Source organism: Nocardia sp. CWNU-33 (genome assembly GCF_046764895.1).
Classification (GTDB): domain Bacteria; phylum Actinomycetota; class Actinomycetes; order Mycobacteriales; family Mycobacteriaceae; genus Nocardia.
Map to the genome: position 1 here is coordinate 240,656 of NZ_JBKOQN010000003.1, position 18,548 is coordinate 259,203.

At 67.2% G+C, this 18,548-nt stretch carries 13 protein-coding genes; 5 read left to right on the forward strand and 8 right to left on the reverse strand.

Going from position 1 to position 18,548, the window contains the following annotated elements:
- Positions 1–2: 2 nt before the first annotated feature.
- The 4 genes from ACLMAL_RS05270 to ACLMAL_RS05285 all read right to left on the reverse strand — a co-directional run bounded on the left by ACLMAL_RS05270 (position 3) and on the right by ACLMAL_RS05285 (position 3,827).
- Positions 3–989 (reverse strand): AAA family ATPase, encoded by a 987-nt coding sequence (locus ACLMAL_RS05270; protein WP_411998031.1) that lies wholly within the window; start codon positions 987–989, stop codon positions 3–5.
- A 283-nt stretch (positions 990–1,272) separates the two neighbouring features.
- Entirely contained in the window at positions 1,273–2,358 is a 1,086-nt protein-coding gene (locus ACLMAL_RS05275; RefSeq protein WP_411998032.1) for a DUF4129 domain-containing protein, read from the reverse strand.
- Entirely contained in the window at positions 2,355–3,221 is an 867-nt protein-coding gene (locus ACLMAL_RS05280) for a hypothetical protein (RefSeq protein WP_411998033.1), read from the reverse strand. Before ACLMAL_RS05280 ends, ACLMAL_RS05275 begins: the two co-directional genes overlap by 4 nt.
- Positions 3,222–3,281: 60 nt before the next feature.
- Positions 3,282–3,827 (reverse strand): TetR/AcrR family transcriptional regulator, encoded by a 546-nt coding sequence (locus ACLMAL_RS05285; protein WP_411998034.1) that lies wholly within the window; start codon positions 3,825–3,827, stop codon positions 3,282–3,284.
- Positions 3,828–3,914: 87 nt separating this feature from the next.
- On the opposite strand from ACLMAL_RS05285, the gene ACLMAL_RS05290 reads away from it, so the two are divergent.
- Positions 3,915–5,465, forward strand: a complete 1,551-nt coding sequence (locus ACLMAL_RS05290) for an MFS transporter (protein ID WP_411998035.1) — start codon at positions 3,915–3,917, stop codon at positions 5,463–5,465.
- A gap of 327 nt (positions 5,466–5,792) precedes the next feature.
- Here the strand turns inward: ACLMAL_RS05290 and ACLMAL_RS05295 are convergent, their stop codons facing one another.
- Positions 5,793–7,586 carry a DUF4407 domain-containing protein gene (locus ACLMAL_RS05295; RefSeq protein WP_411998036.1) on the reverse strand — a complete coding sequence of 598 codons (1,794 nt, stop codon included), beginning with the start codon at positions 7,584–7,586 and terminating at the stop codon, positions 5,793–5,795.
- 415 nt (positions 7,587–8,001) lie between these two features.
- On the opposite strand from ACLMAL_RS05295, the gene aroQ reads away from it, so the two are divergent.
- The 4 genes from aroQ to ACLMAL_RS05315 all read left to right on the forward strand — a co-directional run bounded on the left by aroQ (position 8,002) and on the right by ACLMAL_RS05315 (position 16,943).
- Positions 8,002–8,619: a gamma subclass chorismate mutase AroQ gene (aroQ, locus tag ACLMAL_RS05300; protein WP_411998037.1), complete on the forward strand. Its 618-nt coding sequence runs from the start codon at positions 8,002–8,004 to the stop codon at positions 8,617–8,619.
- Between the two features lie 757 nt (positions 8,620–9,376).
- Positions 9,377–14,029, forward strand: a complete 4,653-nt coding sequence (gltB, locus tag ACLMAL_RS05305; protein ID WP_411998038.1) for a glutamate synthase large subunit — start codon at positions 9,377–9,379, stop codon at positions 14,027–14,029.
- Positions 14,022–15,491: a glutamate synthase subunit beta gene (locus tag ACLMAL_RS05310; protein WP_411998039.1), complete on the forward strand. Its 1,470-nt coding sequence runs from the start codon at positions 14,022–14,024 to the stop codon at positions 15,489–15,491. Before gltB ends, ACLMAL_RS05310 begins: the two co-directional genes overlap by 8 nt.
- Before the next feature lie 552 nt (positions 15,492–16,043).
- Complete coding sequence (locus ACLMAL_RS05315) at positions 16,044–16,943, forward strand: cutinase family protein (RefSeq protein ID WP_328407854.1); 900 nt, start codon at positions 16,044–16,046, stop codon at positions 16,941–16,943.
- A 63-nt stretch (positions 16,944–17,006) separates the two neighbouring features.
- On the opposite strand, the gene ACLMAL_RS05320 is transcribed toward ACLMAL_RS05315, so the two are convergent.
- The 3 genes from ACLMAL_RS05320 to ACLMAL_RS05330 form a co-directional block, all read right to left on the reverse strand.
- Entirely contained in the window at positions 17,007–17,348 is a 342-nt protein-coding gene (locus ACLMAL_RS05320) for a hypothetical protein (RefSeq protein ID WP_411998040.1), read from the reverse strand.
- Between the two features lie 133 nt (positions 17,349–17,481).
- The gene (locus tag ACLMAL_RS05325) at positions 17,482–18,099 is read right to left on the reverse strand and encodes a histidine phosphatase family protein (RefSeq protein WP_411998041.1); all 618 of its coding nucleotides are present in this window, start codon (positions 18,097–18,099) and stop codon (positions 17,482–17,484) included.
- Between the two features lie 175 nt (positions 18,100–18,274).
- On the reverse strand, positions 18,275–18,508 hold the full coding sequence (locus tag ACLMAL_RS05330) for a hypothetical protein (protein ID WP_406235073.1): 234 nt from the start codon (positions 18,506–18,508) through the stop codon (positions 18,275–18,277).
- Between the last annotated feature and the right edge of the window lie 40 nt (positions 18,509–18,548).

Below are 18,548 nucleotides of genomic sequence, written 5' to 3' on the forward strand. Positions count from 1 at the left end.
AGCTACACCGGGACCGGGACCGACAGCAGCAGCGACGACATCACGCCCTCGGTCGTCACCCCGTCCAGCTCCGCCTCGGGTCGCAGGTGCAGGCGGTGTCGCAGCACCGCAACCGCCACCGATTTCACGTCGTCGGGCGTCACGAAGCCGCGCCCGTTGAGCCAGGAGAACGCGCGCGCGGCCGCCATCAGGGCGGTGGCGCCGCGCGTGGACGCACCGTGCTGGACGGCGGGTGAAGTGCGGGTGGCCCGGCAGATGTCCACGGTGTAGGCGAGCACCTCCGGGCTGATGGTGACGTGCGAGACCGCGGCCCGGCCTGCGGCGATATGTGCCGGTCCCGCGACCGGCCGCAGCCCGGCGGCGGCCAGATCGCGCGGGTCGAATCCGCCGGCGTGCCGCTGCAGGATGCGGAATTCGTCATCGCGACTGGGCAATTGGATGTCGACCTTGAACAGGAACCGGTCCAGCTGCGCCTCCGGCAACGGGTAGGTGCCCTCTTGCTCGATGGGGTTCTGGGTGGCGACCACCACGAACGGATCGGGCAGCGGCCGTGGCTTGCCGTCGACCGAGACCTGGCGCTCCTCCATGGATTCCAGCAGCGCGGACTGCGTCTTCGGCGGGGTGCGGTTGATTTCGTCGGCAAGCAGCAGATTGGTGAACACCGGCCCGTGCCGGAAGGTGAACTCCGCCGAGTGCGGGTCGTAGATCTGCGAGCCGGTGACATCGGCGGGCATCAGGTCCGGTGTGAACTGGACGCGGGCATGCTCGAGGTCCAATGCCGTCGCCAACGCCCGAACCAGCAGCGTTTTCGCTACGCCGGGAACACCTTCCAACAGCACGTGGCCGCGGCACAGCAGCGCGAGAACCAGGTACATGATCGCGGTGTCATTGCCGACCACCGCTTTACCGATCTCGGCGCGCAGCGCGGCGAACGCTGCACCCGCCTCTTCGGCGGTGGGGGTGTGGTTGGTGTTGGTCATACTGGTCATCCGACCTCCTGTGTCGTGCCGGGGTTACCGCACCCCATCGGCGGGACGAGCGCTCGGCGACGATGTCCCATCCACCCTCCGGTGTCGTGTGGGTGATTCCGTAACCCGAGTACGCGGATGGGCGCTGGGTGGTGATGTCTCGTCCGCCCTCCGGTGTCGTGCGGGTGATTCCGTAACCCGACTACCCGGATGGGCGCTGAATGGTGATGTCTCGTCCACCCTCCGGTGTCGTGCGGGTGATTCCGTAACCCGACTACCCGGATAGGCGCTGGGTGATGATGTCTCATCCGACCTCCGCCTCGATCCATTCGAGTTGTGCGGCAACAAGATGCAAGGTGTCCGTGTCGGGCACCGGACCATACAGGGTCGAGCCGACCATGCTCGGGTCTGCGCCGATGCGTGTGCTGACTGCGGCGATCAGTCGGTCCGGAGTGGTTTCGGCGGTGGCGCCGAGGTGCGGGCGGATGCGGCGCAGGGTCGCCGCGCGCAGCTTCGACGCGACATGTTCGTAGTCCTTGGCTCGGCGATACAGCGCGGCCTGCCCGGCGAGCAGTTCGTTCGCCGCGACCTCGACCGGCCGCGGCTCACCGACGAGCGCGCCGCGGCGGCGGGCCCGCCACCACACCAATAGCGCTGCGGCGATCAAGAACTGGAGTCCGCCGAAGGCGACCGGTCCAGGTAGTCGGCTGAAGATGGAATCCTGGCCTGCGCCGGCACCGGGTGCGTCGATGTCCGGGCTGTCGGGGTAGTCCGTCGGCGGCGGCATCCGCGGCGGTTTCTGCGGTGTCCGGGGGTCCGGCGCACCACAGGCGTTCAGCATCGCGTAGAGCAGCAGCAGGAGTACGACCACGCCCGCGAGACCAACCCAGAACTTCGGGCTGCGAAGCAGTTCTGGCAGCGGGGGCCGTTGCCTGCGCGTTCGCGGCGGTTTCTCGGTGACCGCTACTTCGGCAGGTTCCGGTGCGGGCGGCGGCGCGGCGCCGGAGTATCGGTCGGCATATTCGAGGCTGCGGTATTCATCTTCGGTGGCGTGCCTGCCCCCGTAGACGATTTCGTCGAAACTGTAAGCGGCGGGATGGAGTTGGGTCGCGGCCTCGAGCGGTAGCACGGTGGTGGCGTCGTCGGCGGTCTCCCGTGCAGTGCGCGAGCGACGTACCTCGAGTAGGCCGCCCTGCTCGAGCCCGCGCAGCACGGCGCGGAAGCGTTCGCGCAGCGCGGCATCGAAGTCACGGTGCTCGGCGGCCGACTCGGCGGCGGCGCGATGATGCGCGGCCGCGCCGAGCCGAGGCGGCGGTGGGGCCGCCGGCTCGTGCACCGGAGGCCAGGGCTCGGGGGTGAGGTTGTCGGTTGGGTGCTCGGCGTCGGTCATCGTGCCTCCGGCACTCGAATATCGAGTCCCTCACGGCGGCAACGCCGATCCACATACGACACCACGCGTGTCGCCGCCTCGACGACCTCACCGAAGGCGACGATCAACAGCACCGCCGAGGTGGTGAGCACGATGACCTGCCAGCGGTGCGTGCCCGAGAAATCCGAGAGGAACCACGGGATGCCGAGCAACGGCACGACCAGCAGCACCGTCAGGCCGCGCTGGCACAGCCACAACCCCGCGGTCGGCCACTCCGCTCCGGCGACGAGCAGTTGCGAACGTGCCACCGCCGTGGCGTGCGAGGCCCGCTCGACGAACATCACCGGCACCGCGACGAACCGCTGGGCCCGCAGATAACCGAGCCACAGCAGCCCGAGCGGGAAGGTGACGACAAGAATGCTGCCCAGCGCCAGCACGCTCACCCCGACCAGCGTGAACAGCACGTGGAACACCAGCAGGGGCGTGCCGACGGTCGCCGTCCCGCGCAGCGCGGTGCGCCACCTGATCGGGGATCCGGCGACACCGGCAAGCCCGATGGCGACGGTCAGCCCGCGCAGCACGAACCGCAGCAACCAGGCGCAGGCCGCCGTCGACAGAATCGCAGCCCATCGAGTGCCTTGGTCGGAGCCGTGCGTCAGGTGCGACACGCCAGCGGTGATCGCGACAACGATCAGCTCGGCGACGACTAATCCGACGATCGTTGAGCAGGCCAGTACCACGATGTTCGCCTGGATCAGCGTGAACGGCTCGTCGAGCAGTTCACGAAAGCGCAGTGGACGGATCGGCACCGTCGGCCCAGGTGACCCTGGTGATGGATGATCTCCCGCCCCGACGGCACCGGCCTGCTCGGCGGCTGGTTGCACGGGGCCGAGTCTAGAGCGTGCCGGGCGGCTTCGCCGGGAGCGGAGCGGGAACCTCGCCGCTCAGCGTTCGAGAAGGCGATCCACGACGGCCCGGTACCGCTGCGGCTCGATGGGCGGCAAACCGAGCAGAGCCCGCAGGTACACGCCGTCGCCGACCAGCCGGACGATGTCGGCGCGCACCGGGTCGTCGATTTCCTCGTCGAGGCCGGTCGACCAGGCGTTCAGCATGTCGGTGAGTGCCTGCTGCACCTCGTCGGTGTCCGGGCCGGAGCTGGCATCGATGGTGCGCATGGTCGCGAGCATGGATCGGTAGACCTCGAGTTCCACCGCTTCCGCGGCGTCGTCGGGGTTCGGGGTCTGCAGGTACCACTCGGCGACCGAGGTGCCGTGCGCGACGGCGTCGCCCAGGTGCTGTTCCGCGCGTTCGCCGAGGCGTCTGACCAGGCCGGCGAGCAGGGCGTCCTTGCTCTTGAAGTGATAGAGCAGGCCGCCTTTGGAGACGCCGGCGGTCGCGGCGACGCTCTCCAGCGTCACCTGGGACATGCCCTTTTCCAGCAGCAGAGTTTCGAGCGCGTCCAGGATGCGGTCGCGGGTGGTTGCCGTCACTTGGATGACTATACCGGCTGGACGGTAATGTAGATTTACTGTACCGTCTGGACGGTAAGAAACCCGCGACGAGAGTCGGGAAAGTCGATGAGCACACAGACCACGAAGGACACCCGGAACGATTTCGGGCCGGCGACGGGGATCACCGCCCCGCCCCGCGCCACCACCCGCGACTGGGCCGGCCTCGCCGTGCTCGCACTCGCGCTGCTGCTGCTCGCCGTCGACGCCACGGTGCTCGACCTCGCGGTGCCCGCGATCAGCGCCGATCTGACGCCGACCACACCGCAGCTGCTGTGGATCATCGACGTGTATTCGTTCGTACTCGCCGGTCTGCTGGTGGTGATGGGCAACCTCGGCGACCGGATCGGGCGGCGCCGGCTGCTGCTGATGGGTGGCGTCGGCTTCGCGGTCGCGTCGGCGATCGCGGCGTGGTCGGTTTCGCCCGAGATGCTCATCGCCGCCCGCGTGCTGCAAGGTGTCGCCGGTGCGACCCTGATGCCCGCAACGCTGGGTTTGATCCGCTCGATGTTCCTCGATCCGCGCCAGCGCACGGTTGCCATCGCGGTCTGGAGTGCGATGGCAGGCGGTGGCGCGGCGGCAGGTCCGCTATTGGGCGGCTGGCTGCTCGAGCACTACTGGTGGGGCTCGGTGTTCCTGGTGAACCTGCCGGTCATGCTGGCACTGCTGGTGCTCGGCCCGGTCCTCCTGCCGGAATCCCGTGATCCGAACCCCGGCCGGTTCGATCTGCCGAGTGCCGCGCTGTCCATGCTGGCCCTGGTGCCGGTGGTGTACGCGGTCAAGGAGAGCGCTGCCCACGGTCCCAGCCTGGGAATGGTCGGTATCGGTGCGATCGGCGTGCTCGCCGGTGTGCTGTTCGTGCATCGGCAGCGCGGTCTCGAGCACCCGATGATCGATCTGAAGCTGTTTGCAGTGCCGAGGTTTCGCATCGCGGTGCTCACCAGCCTGCTTTCGGTGTTCGCGCTGGCCGGCGAGCTGTTCTTCGCCTCGCAGTACCTGCAACTCGTGCTCGGCCACTCGCCCTTGGAGGCGGGCCTGCTGCTGTTGCCCGGTCTTGCGGCCAACGTGATCGCGGCGCTCGCGTCCGCATGGTTGGTGCGGTATCTGCGGCCCGGCCTGGTGCTCAGTGGTTCGCTGCTGGTCGCGGCGATGGGTTCGGCACTATTCCTGCTACTCGGCGCCGATGCGACGAGCAACGTGACATTCATCGTCGCCTTCCTGTTCACCGGCGCCGGTGTCGGTGTCTCGCTGACGATCTCGTCGGATCTGGTGGTCAGCTCCGCGCCTGCGGCGCGCGCCGGTGCGGCGGCGGCGGTCTCGGAAACGGCGTACGAGACCGGCATCGCGCTGGGCGTTGCGGTGCTCGGCAGCGTGGTCATGGCGGTATTCCGCAACGGCCTCGATATGTCGCTGATCCCTGCCGAGCATGCGGAAACCGCGTCCGAATCCTTGGGCGGTGCCACAGAAGTAGCGCGTGGACTACCGGAATCCGTCGGTGCCGAGTTCCTGACCTCGGTGCACGAGGCGTTCGTCTCGGGCATCCACATCGCGGCCATCGGCACTTCGGCGGTGATGCTCCTCGCCGCGTCGGTGGCGTTCCGGCTACGGGTCCGGTTGTAGGTGCGCCGCACGCCGCTGTCGGGCACGCACCCGGCTGCGGTGGATAGCGTTGGCGCACACCACGATCGCGCTGAATCCAATACCACCCCGATCTCGACGGCCGTCACACCCGTGTCGGTCCCGGACCCCGCCCGGCCCACCACCTGTGTGGTAACCGGGCACTCCGTCTGGTGGGCGTCGGGTTGCTACACGAGGTGTTCGGCCGGGTCGGTGAGAGAAATGGTGGCTACCGAGAGGGATCTGAGCAACCATTTCACTGCGCTCGATTGGGTGCTGCGGAGCTCGGCGGGTGAGGTGTCGAGGGAGGGGATCAGAACGGGGTGGGGTTCAGTGGCCGGGTGGGAGTTCGCGTTGGGGGCGGCCGGGGAGTTCGGGGGTGTGTCGTGCGGGCAGCTCGCTGTGGGTGTGTGCTGCGGGCAGGCCGTAGCCGTGCGCACCGGTGGGTGGCAGTGCGGAGTAATAGCGCGGGTCGTTCGGGCTCGCGTACTGCTGCTGGTAGTCCGCGTCGACGACGGTGGAGGCGATCTGCTGGGCCTGCCACTGAGGTGAACCAGGGGGCAGTTGGTAGCCGACGGGGGCGGCGTTCATCGCTGGTGCGTGCGAGTCCTGGGAGTCGACGGTGACCTTGCGGGTGCGGCGGAGGGTGAAGGTGATTTCCTCGACCTCCTCGAAGGCCTGGCGGGCGGTGCGCAACGGGTTGGTTGCGGAGTCGATCGCATTGGTGACGAAGGCGGGGACGAGGGGGCGGATGAAACGGGCCGCCGTGTCGGAGAAGGGCACCGTGCCGATGATGGGGAGTTCGAGGCCGCCGCCTTTGGTGGCCGGGGTGGGGGCTGCGACGGCAGGGGTCGATGCGGCCGCGGTGGTCCCCGGTGCGAGTGCGCCCACTGTCACGGTGGCGGGCAGGTTCGGTGTCGCGTGAGACACGGAGGTGTCCTCTCGGTCGCCAGCCGGTGCGGCTGGTAGTTCGCGGCGGCGCGGCGGCTCGGTGATGCCGAGCTCGAGCCCGCCGATAGCGGCGATGATGTGGGTGCGCTGGCGTTCCCGATCGATCGCGGCGTCCGCCTCGACGGCCAGTCGCGCCGCGGTGAGTTCGTGTTCGGCGCGCAGTGCGGCTGCCTCGGTCCGCACCTCGGCGCGTTTGATGGCGATCTCGGCGTCGGCGGTACGCTCGGCGCGGTCCTGCACGGTTTGGGCGGCGAGGCGACGGTCGATGGAGGTTTCGCCGCGCCACCACCGAAGGATCAGCGGCAGCAATGCCAGGAAGATCAAGGCCACGATCGTCAGCACCCGAAGTGGCAGTGCGCCCGCGTTGTGGCCGGTGTATTCGTTCATGGCCTGCCAGCGCGCGCCGAGGCCGCGGTCGGCGTCGGCGAAAGCGGTGGATTCGGCTGCGCGGACGGTCTTTTGGTCGTCGGCGACGCGCTGGTCGAGCGGGGGCACCCGATCCTGTGCCGCCGCCAGCTGCTTGCGGGCATCCGCGAGCATGTCGTTGGCGGTCTGTGCTTCGGGTCCGCGGCCGGGCACCCCGGTGATATGGGTCCGGGGGCACTCCGGGCTCGGGTTGAATTCACACCTTGCAATGACAAGCGCGTGATCGATGTCGGTTTGCGCCTTGGCGATCGCCTGATCCAGCGAAGTCCGGTCGGCGCGGGCGCGATCCAGCTCGGCGTTGGCAGCCACCACCGCAGGAGCCGAGGCAACCGAGCGCTGGGCCTTCTCATCCAAGAGCCGGTCGACGGAACCACCGAATACGACGATCGCGGCCAACTCGGCAACCAATCCGCCGACCAATACCGCTACGGCGATCCGCGCGATCACTCCGAGCCGGTCCGGTGTGCCACCGGGGCGCGGGGTGGCGAGCGCGCGAGCGACCGCGCCTGCCAGCAGCGCGACGACGAGGGCCGCGGCAATATTGGCGAGCAACGGCCAGGTGTCGGCCGCGGCGAGAGCGAGCGTCGTTATCGCGCCGGACACCGTCGCGAACAGCAGCACGACGGCACCGGTGACGGCGTAACTCGCGTGCTCGTGCCGGTCATCGAGTTCGGTGCCGGGTGCTGTCGCATCCTGCGTCCGCTCGAGATCTCCGCCGAGCCAGGCGACCATGCCGGTGACCGTCATGGGATCTCACATCCTCTACGTCCCAGTCATTGTGGCGAGCTTGGCGAAACTGTCACAGATTCGTTGTCACAGCGTGACAGGCCACGGCCCGACACACCGAGCACGGTCCTGCGTATGTGTTCAGGTTCACAAAGATTCGGTTGCCGGATGCCTCCCCACGAGCGGAAACGCTCCCGGCGCAGTCGAACCGAGCGGGTCGACCGCCTGATGGCACGCCGTGGACGGAGTTCGTCGCCGGTCGCGCCGAATCGAGCCGAGGTGAGGCAGTCGCCTGATTGGACTGCTGTGCGGCGTCTGTCGCTGGTCGCGCCGAATCGAGCGAAGGCGAGCCAGTCGCCTGATGGCACTGCCGACGAAGTCCGTCGCCGGTCGCGCCGGGCCGAGCGAAGGCGGGGCAGCCGCTTAACCTGGCACGGTGATTCGTTTCCGAGCGTGGAGGTCTGGATTGCGCGGTGGCCTGCTGGTCCTGCTGTCGGTGGCGCTGGTCGTGCTGGTTCCTGCTAGCGCTCTCGCGTCGCCTGTCGAGCCGCGCACCGGGTCACTGCACAGGCTCGTCGAGTTGGTGGTCGATCGGATCGACACCGCCGATGCGGTCGCTGCGGCGAAGTGGGCGACAGCGCAGCAGCTCGGAACAGCGCCGTCGATCGATGATCCGGGCCGCGAGGCCCAGGTCTACGACGATATGGCCCGCATCGGCGCCGGGCGCGACCTGCCCGAAAACTGGATCAGGCAGGTGTTTTCCGGCCAGATCGAGGCCAGCAAGATCGTCCAGCGCGGACTGGTCGCACGCTGGCGATTCGATCCGGCGGCGGCGCCTGCGGCCCCACCGGATCTGTCGAAGGTGCGCCCGCGGATCGATCGGCTCAACGTGGACATTGTCGAGCAGTTGGCCGCACAGCGCGACGAGCTGACCGCGCCCGACTGCATGGAAAGGCTTGCTCCCAGCGTTTTCGGTGTCCTGACCTCGGGGCGTGCCGACGCGCTGCACCAGGCCGCCCTGATTCGCGCCGTCGCCACCCTCTGCGCGCCATAGCCCGCGGACGGGTTTCGCTGCCGCGCTGATGCTTCGGTGTCGCTGTGTGGCGTAAAGCACTTCGGAATGATTGCTGGAAATGTGCTGAAAACCACAAAAAGCAAAAGAGTCCGGACGGTCGGATCGGGTTCTGTGCTTGTCATGACCCTGTCGGAAATGTCTCACCGGGTCCCTTGTCGAGTTAGCCGCCGACAAGGTGGTTTGCCCGCTGCGGAGCAGGGGAAATCATCTTCGATGCAGGTGAGGGCCGGTTCTGGCAGCGCGAGCTGCGCTATCGGCCAGGTCTGACCCGCCAGGTGTCGTTGGCTGGCACTCGGTGCCAGGGGATCGATCCCGCCAGGTTCGCTGCTTTACACTGGACAACGCGCACACGTGGAGGACCCCAATGAAGAAGCCCAGCTAGACCTGGTTATTAGTGCAACCTTGGTTGGTTGGGCCCTGGACCTGACTTATCGTTTGCTCTTACGTCGAACACAGAATGTTCGGCCACGATTGCCCGCTCGGGCACCTCACGCCGGTGCTCAGCCTAGTGGGCGAGCACCCGCACGGAGGTAAGGAACTCGTAAGCGTTCCGTTACCGCCGAGCACCCACTACGTAACACCAGCGGGTGGACAACTGGAGACGTGACTGCACGCCGGACCATCAGCGCGGCTGGATCCGGAACGTACGGGCGCAGTCTTGACGGAGGCATTCGACGAAAGGCCGTTTTTCACGCAGGCCAACCTCATCGAGGCCGACTTTCTTGAAGGCAGAGGCATGACGCAACTTCCTGGCCACAGGTCCCCTGGACCCATCGGGCTCTATGACCCGGCGAACGAACACGACGCCTGTGGTGTCGCATTCGTCGTCGACATGTACGGCCGCCGCAGCCGCGACATCGTCGACAAGGCTATTACGGCTCTGTTGAACCTGGAGCACCGTGGTGCCGCAGGCGCCGAACCCAATAGTGGTGACGGTGCAGGCATCCTGATCCAGATTCCGGACCGGTTCTTCCGCGCCGTGGTCGATTTCGAGTTGCCGCCGGAGGGCTCCTACGCCACCGGTATCGCCTTCCTGCCGCAGGCCCGCCGGGAGGCGACCAAGGCCGCCTACGGCCTGGAGCGGATCGTCGAGTCCGAGGGCCTCGCGGTCCTCGGCTGGCGCGATGTGCCCACCGACGAGTCCACCCTCGGCGCCCTGGCCCGCGACGCCATGCCCACCTTCCGGCAGATCTTCATCGGCTCTCCGAAGGGTGCGGCCGCGCAGTTGTCGGGCATGGATCTCGAGCGCCGCGCTTACGTCGTGCGCAAGCGGGTGGAGCACGAGCTCGGCAAGGCGGGTGCAGGCGAAGGCGCGGTCGGCAAGGAGTCGGTGTACTTCCCGAGCCTGTCCGGGCAGACCTTCGTCTATAAGGGCATGTTCACCACGCCGCAGCTGCGCGCCTTCTACCTGGACCTGCAGGACGACCGGATGGAGTCCGCCCTCGGCATCGTGCACTCCAGGTTCTCCACCAACACCTTCCCGTCGTGGCCGCTGGCGCACCCGTTCCGCCGGGTCGCGCACAACGGCGAGATCAACACCGTCACCGGTAACGAGAACTGGATGCGGGCCCGCGAGGCGCTGCTGCGCTCCGAGGTGTTCGGCACCAACGAGGCGGGCAACAACCGGCTCGAGAAGATCTTCCCGGTCTGTACGCCCGGGGCAAGCGATACGGCCCGCTTCGACGAGGTGCTGGAACTGCTGCACCTCGGCGGCCGCAGCCTGCCCCACGCGGTCTTGATGATGATTCCCGAAGCCTGGGAACGCAACGAGACGATGGACCCGCAGCGTCGGGCCTTCTACCGCTACCACTCGATGCTGATGGAGCCGTGGGACGGCCCCGCATCGGTGTGCTTCTCCGACGGCACCGTCGTCGGCGCCGTGCTCGACCGCAACGGTCTGCGCCCCAGCCGCATCTGGGTCACCGATGACGGCCTCGTCGTGATGGCCTCCGAGGTCGGTGTCCTCGACATCGATCCGGCGAAGGTGGTCAAGAAGGTCCGGCTGCAGCCCGGCCGCATGTTCCTTGTCGACACCTCGCAGGGCCGCATCGTCGGCGACGAGGAGCTCAAGTCGCAGCTGGCCGTCGAGCACCCGTATCAGCAGTGGCTCGACGCGGGCGTGACCAAGCTTGCCGACCTGCCCGACCGCCCGCACGTGCACATGTCGCACGACCGCGTGCTGATCCGGCAGCAGATCTTCGGATACACCAACGAAGAGCTGAACCTGCTGATCTCGCCGATGGCGAAGACCGGTCTCGAAGCGCTCGGCTCGATGGGAACCGACACCCCGATCGCGGTGCTCTCGTCGCGGCCGCGACTGCTGTTCGACTACTTCTCGCAGCTGTTCGCGCAGGTCACCAACCCGCCGCTGGACGCGATCCGCGAGGAAGTCGTCACCAGCCTGCGCCGGGCCATCGGTCCGGAAGCCGACCTGCTGAATCCGGGACCGGAGTCCTGCCACCAGATCACTGTGGCGTCGCCGATCCTGGACAACGACGAGCTGGCCAAGCTCGTGCACATCAATGACGACGGTTCGCAGCCCGAGCTGCGTTCGGTGGTCGTGCGCGGTCTGTACCAGGTCAAGCAGGGCGGCAAAGGCCTGCGCAAGGCGCTCGAGGCGATCAACACCCAGGTGTCGGCCGCCATCGACGGCGGCGCGCGGATCATCGTGCTGTCCGACCGTGAGTCCAACGAGAAGCTGGCGCCGATTCCGTCGCTGCTGCTGACCTCGTCGGTGCACCACCACCTGGTCCGCGAGCGCACCCGCACCATGGTCGGTCTCGTAGTCGAGGCCGGTGACGCCCGCGAGGTGCACCACATGGCCATGCTCGTCGGCTTCGGTGCGGGCGCGATCAACCCGTACATGGCCTTCGAGACCATCGAGGACATGCTCGAGCGCGGCGGACTCCAGGTCCCCGGCAGCACCGGTGATCTGGCCGCCGACTACCGCAAGGCGGTTGCGAACTACAACAAGGCCGCAAGCAAGGGTGTGCTGAAGGTGATGTCCAAGATGGGCATCTCCACCCTGGCCTCCTACACCGGCGCGCAGCTGTTCCAGGTCATCGGTCTGTCGCAGGACCTGGTGGACGAGTACTTCACCGGTCTGCGTTCGCATCTCGACGGCATCGGGCTCGACGAGATCGCCACCGATGTGGCCGCCCGCCACACCGTCGCGTTCCTGGAGAACCGCAACGAACGCGCGCACCGCGAGCTCGAAGTGGGCGGTGAATACCAGTGGCGGCGCGAGGGCGAATACCACCTGTTCAACCCGGACACCGTGTTCAAGCTGCAGCACGCGACCCGCACCGGTCAGTACTCGATCTTCAAGCAGTACACCAAGCTGGTCGACGACCAGTCCGAGCAGCTCGCCTCGCTGCGCGGCCTGTTCAAGTTCAACACCACCAACCGGGCCGCGATCTCGATCGACGAGGTCGAGCCTGCCGGCGAGATCGTCAAGCGGTTCTCCACCGGCGCGATGAGCTACGGCTCGATCTCCTCGGAGGCGCACGAGACCCTGGCGATCGCGATGAACCGCCTCGGCGGACGCTCGAACTCGGGTGAGGGCGGCGAAAGCCCGTCCCGCTTCGAGCCGGAGGAGAACGGCGACTGGCGGCGCAGTGCGATCAAGCAGGTGGCGTCGGGCCGCTTCGGCGTGACCGCGCACTATCTGACCAACTGCACCGATATCCAGATCAAGATGGCGCAGGGCGCTAAGCCCGGTGAGGGCGGCCAGCTTCCGGCGCACAAGGTGTACCCGTGGGTCGCCGAGGTACGGCACTCGACACCCGGCGTCGGCCTGATCTCGCCGCCGCCGCACCACGACATCTACTCGATCGAGGACTTGGCGCAGCTGATCCACGACCTGAAGAACGCGAACCCGCAGGCGCGGATTCACGTGAAACTTGTTGCGGAGCCTGGCGTCGGCACGGTTGCGGCCGGTGTGTCGAAGGCACACGCCGACGTGGTGCTGATCTCCGGCCACGACGGCGGCACCGGCGCCTCGCCGCTGACCTCGCTCAAGCACGCGGGTGGTCCGTGGGAGCTCGGCTTGGCCGAGACCCAGCAGACGTTGCTGCTCAACGGACTTCGCGACCGCATCGTCGTGCAGGTCGACGGCCAGATGAAGACCGGTCGCGACGTGATGATCGCCGCGCTGCTCGGCGCCGAGGAATTCGGTTTCGCCACTGCGCCTTTGGTGGTCTCGGGCTGCATCATGATGCGGGTCTGCCACCTCGACACCTGCCCTGTGGGTGTCGCGACGCAGAACCCGGTGCTGCGCGAGCGCTTCACCGGCAAGCCGGAGTTCGTCGAGAACTTCATGCTGTTCATCGCCGAAGAGGTTCGGGAACTGCTGGCGCAGTTGGGCTTCCGCACGCTCGACGAGGCCATCGGCCGGGTCGACATGCTCGACACCACCAAGGCCAAGCAGCACTTCAAGGCCAGCAAGCTGGACTTGTCGCCGATCCTCGACGACGTCGAGACGGCGTTCATGCGCCAGGACCGTCGCTGCACCAAGACGCAGGACCACGGTCTGGACAAGGCGCTGGACCAGCAGCTCATCACGCAGAGCCGCGATGCGCTCGAGCGTGGTCAGGCGGTGAAGTTCGAAACCAAGATCTCGAACGTGAACCGCACCGTCGGCACCATGCTCGGCCACGAGGTGACCAAGCTCTACGGTGGCGCGGGCCTGCCCGACGACACCATCGACATCACCTTCACCGGCTCCGCGGGCAACAGCTTCGGCGCCTTCGTCCCCGCCGGCATCACGCTGCGGGTGCTCGGTGACGCGAACGACTATGTCGGCAAGGGACTTTCCGGCGGCCACCTGGTGGTCCGCCCATCCCTGAACGCACCGGCCGAGTTCGTCGCGGAAGAGAACATCATCGCGGGCAACGTGATCCTGTTCGGCGCGACCAGCGGTCGGGCGTTCATCCGCGGCGTCGTCGGCGAGCGGTTCGCCGTGCGCAACTCGGGCGCCACCACGGTGGTCGAGGGTGTGGGCGATCACGGCTGCGAGTACATGACCGGTGGTCGGGTCGTCATCCTCGGTGAGACCGGCCGCAACTTCGGCGCAGGTATGTCCGGCGGTGTCGCGTTCGTCTACAACCCGAACGGCACCTTCGAGGCCAGGCTCAACCCCGAGCAGGCCGACGCCGTCGAGCAACTGTCAGGTGACGATTTCACCTGGCTGCGCGACATCATCACACAGCACCGTGATCAGACGGGTTCCGCTGTTGCCGACCGCATTCTGAGCGATTGGTCGCAGCAGGTGAACCACTTCGTGAAGGTCATGCCGCGGGAGTACAAGAAGGTTCTGCTCGCGATTTCCGAGGCCGAGAAGAACGGCACCGACGTCGACGAAGCGATTATGGAGGCAGCACGTGGCTGACCCGCAAGGATTTCTGAAGCACACCAAGCGGGAGCTGCCGACGCGTCGTCCGGTTCCGCTGCGTCTGATGGACTGGAAAGAGGTCTACGAGCAGGGGTACCCGAAGGAAACCCTTCAGCGTCAGGCCAGCCGGTGCATGGATTGCGGTATTCCGTTCTGTCACAACGGCTGTCCGCTGGGCAACCTGATCCCGGAGTGGAACGACCTGGTCTACAGGGGCCAGTGGCGTGAGGGCATCGACCGGCTGCACGCGACCAATAACTTCCCGGAGTTCACCGGGCGGTTGTGCCCTGCGCCGTGCGAGGCGTCCTGTGTCCTCGGCATCAACCAGGACCCGGTGACGATCAAGCAGGTCGAGATCGATCTCATCGAGAACGCCTTCGACGAGGGCTGGGTGACCCCGGTCTACCCGACCCGCATCACCGGCAAGAAGGTCGCCGTCGTCGGTTCCGGTCCGGCCGGTCTGGCCGCCGCGCAGCAGCTGACCCGCGCGGGCCACACCGTGACCGTGTTCGAGCGCGCCGACCGCATCGGCGGTCTGCTGCGCTACGGCATCCCGGAATTCAAGATGGAGAAGCGCTTCATCGACCGCCGGATCGCGCAGATGGAGGCCGAGGGCACCATCTTCAAGGCCGGCGTGAACGTCGGTGTCGACATCACCGCCGAGCAGCTGCGTGAGCGGTTCGACTCGGTGGTGCTCGCCGGTGGCGCGACGCTCGCGCGTGACTTGCCGATTCCGGGTCGCGACCTGAACGGCATCCATCAGGCGATGGAATTCCTGCCGTGGGCCAACCGGGTGCAGCTCGGTGACGACGTCACCGACGCCGACGGCCTGCCCCCGATCCACGCCAAGGGCAAGAAGGTCATCATCATCGGTGGCGGTGACACCGGCGCCGACTGCCTGGGCACGTCGCACCGGCAGGGCGCCGAGAGCATCCACCAGTTCGAGATCATGCCGCGTCCGCCGGAGGAACGTGCCTCGTCCACTCCGTGGCCGACCTACCCGCTGATGTACCGGGTTTCCTCGGCGCACGAAGAGGGCGGCGAGCGGGTGTTCTCGGTGAACACCGAGCGTTTCGTCGGCGCCGACGGCAAGGTCACCGGCCTGGAGGCCCATGAGGTCAAGATGGTCAACGGCCGCTTCGAGAAGGTCGACGGCACCGACTTCACCCTCGAGGCCGACCTGGTCCTGCTGGCCATGGGCTTCACCGGTCCCGAAAAGCCGGGCCTGCTCGAAGGTCTCGGCGTCGGCTACGACCAGCGTGGCAATGTCCAGCGTGACAAGAACTGGGCGACCAACATCCCCGGCGTCTTCGTCGCTGGTGATATGGGCCGCGGCCAGTCCCTGATCGTCTGGGCGATCGCCGAAGGCCGCGCCGCCGCGGCCGCCGTCGACAAGTTCCTGGAAGGCGAAACCGCGTTGCCCGCGCCCATCACCCCCACGATGGTCGCGCAGCGCTGAGTAAATAGACCCGTCTCTTACCGGAGCGGAAGGCGCCTGTGGATTGCGAAATCCACAGGCGCCTTTGTCGTCCGGTGCCGTGTGCTCGACATTTGCTACTGCCGTCGCGGTGACTGTCCATGTGGCGCAGGCGAACCAGGCGGCGGCTATATGCGGCTGCCTCGCCTTCGCTCGGCCCGGCGCGGCGGCTGCCTCGCCTTCGCTCGGCCCGGCGCGGCGGCTGCCTCGCCTTCGCTCGGCCCGGCGCGGCGGCTGCCTCGCCTTCGCTCGGCCCGGCGCGGCTGTCGACGGACTGCGTCCGGCAGTGCCAATTTGATGGGGCGGGAATCGGACACGCCTGCTGGTTCGAATGGCGTTGACGAGGCCGTGGCCCTATTGTGATCTTCGGTGTGCCTCGAATCTTGGGATGTGGATTGCGTAGCGTACGTCATGCTGGCGGGTGATTTTCGTTCACCCGACGTGCACTGGAACGACATCCGCCGAGGTCAGCATAGGTAGTGACAACTTGTCGGGATTTTGCTCCCGCGGGAGCAAAGGTTGAACTGGAGCAGTATGCAGTTGAAGAAAGTTGCCGCGGGTCTCGGTGTGTGCGCGGCGATGGCGTCTGGTTTGGTCTTCGGTAGCGGTTCTGTAACGGCCGATCCAGGGTGCCCAAGTCTGTACGTCGTTGCCATACCCGGCACCTGGGAGACCGGTCACGACAAGAAACCACAGCCCGGCATGCTGTCCGGTGTCACCAATGGGCTACCCCGTTCCACCGATGTCGACTACGTGACCTACGCCGCGACCGCGTTCCCGTGGGAAGGCGATGTCTACGGCGCCTCGAAGAAGGAAGCGACCGACAAGGCTCGCGGACTCGTCGGCGCGATGGGACAGCGTTGCGCAGGCACCAAGATCGCCCTCGTCGGATACAGCCAGGGTGCGGACGCGGCCGGTGATCTCGCGGCCGAAATCGGCACGGGCCTCGGCGTTGTGTCGCCGGACCGGATCGCGGGCGTCGGCCTGATCTCCGACCCGCGTCGCTCGCCCACCGATGTTCAGGTCGGCCCGCCCGCCGCGGGTGCGGGCGCGGGCGGCCCGCGCGTCGGCGGTTTCGGCTGGGTCAGCGACCGCACCAGGACCATCTGCGCGACCGATGATCTCTACTGCGCCACCGCCTCCGACGACTTCGTGACCCGATTCGCGGGTTGGCTGGCCCAGACCTCCGACGCGAATCCTGCCAACATCTGGCGCTACCAGCTCGAAGCGGGCGCGATCATGAACGACCTGATGGCGCGTGGCGGTGTGCCGCTGTTGCAGTCGCAGCTCACCGACTCCGCCAACCAGCAGCGGGCCAAGGAGCTCGAGGAGTTCTACAAGTCGCAGGCCCACACGCTCTACGGCAGCTACTCGGTGGGTGGCGGCCAGACCGCCGTCTCCTGGATGCACAACTGGATCGCGGGCATGGCCTGATCTCGAGCAAGAAACACTGAAGGCCACCTTCCGCGCGGGAGGTGGCCTTCAGTGTTTCGATTGCTAGCTGCTACCTGCCGAACCGGTCGGCGGCAGCACCCGATTGAACTGATGCGGCCCGTTGCCAGGGCCGGGATGGTCGCCGCGTTCACGGAACTCTGCCCGCGGCCCATCCGGACGCGGCCGATCAGGGAAGTCGTGACCGCCGCGCGGGCCATTGATTTCCGTTCCTTCCTGGACGGCTTCGCCCGATACCGCCTGGACCTGCGCGGTGCCGGCGGAGTCTGGAGTCTCGGCGGACGCGGTGACCGCCAGCGTGGCGAGTGGAACGGTGACCAGCGCGCCGGCCACCGCCACTCGGGCGAGGCGACGCCTGAACGAGATCGGTGTCTTGGTGAGCAACACGGAATTCCTTTCTCTCGGACCGTGAGTCGCGGTGCGGCGGCTCACCGGTTCCATAGAAGGTTCCGACGCTGGGATGCTGGTGCGATCGCACTGGCAATCGCCTGTGAGTGCCTGTGAGACGAAGGCCGAATGCTCATTCCCGCGCAGCGATGTTGCGCGGCAACAGATCCCAGACATGACCGTTCTCGTTGACGGTCGCCGCGGTGCGGCGGCCGGTGCGCGAATACAGGATTCGGGTGATCGAGCAGTAGTCGATCGGAAAGGTCAGCGGCCGCGCCAGGTCGAGCACTTCCTGCAGGATCACATTGATCACGCCGCCGTGCGCGAAGACCGCGACCGTGTCGGCGGGATCGGTGGCCGAGGCGATCTCGAGGACGGCGTCGCGCACCCGGGTGCGGAAGGCGTCGGCGTCGACCTGCTCGGGCAGCTGACCGGCCTTGATGCGTTCGTAGGCGGCCCGGAACTCGATCTTGGCGTCCTCGATCGGAATGTAGGCGGGCAGGTCGCGATCGTATTCCGCGAGGTCGTCGATGATTTCGACATCGAGACCCAGCTTTGCGGCGGTCGGTGCGGCCGTGTCGCGGGCGCGCCGCTGCGGGCTGCTCACTACGCGGCTGATCCGATGGTGGCTCAGCGCCGCGGGCACCCGCTCGGCCTGCTCGAGTCCGACGGCGGCCAGTTCGGGATCAGCCGGGCCGTCGGCGTTCATGACCCGAAGCGGTTGGGCGTGACGGACGAGAATCAACTGCACACAGCCCACTCTGCCGTATCGGCTACGCTCGGCGGAGGCCGGGCGATCCCGGCGGCGGCTTACGGGGCCGCCCTTGCCGCGCACTGCACGCCCGAACCGTACAGCCACGAAGGGCCCGGGTCGCGGCGAGCGACCCTGGTCCTGTCGTCTGGGTACCGACTACCGGTCGGTGCGGTCAGTTCTGATTCTTGCGGTTCTTGAGAAGGTAGATGCCGCCGATGATCAGCGCGACGACGAGCAGGCAGCAGATGCCACCGAAGATCAGTCCGCCGTAGCTCTTCTTCTTTTTCTTGGCCGCGTAATCCAGCGCCTGGGTCCACGTGTCGCCCGCGGCCCAGGTGTCGGGGCTCGCCCACACCGTATGGTCCAGCAGACTCGCGTTGGTCAACAGGTCTAGGTACATATGCATCCCCATCTCTCCGGTATCGGCCTCCTCCCGGGGCCGAATG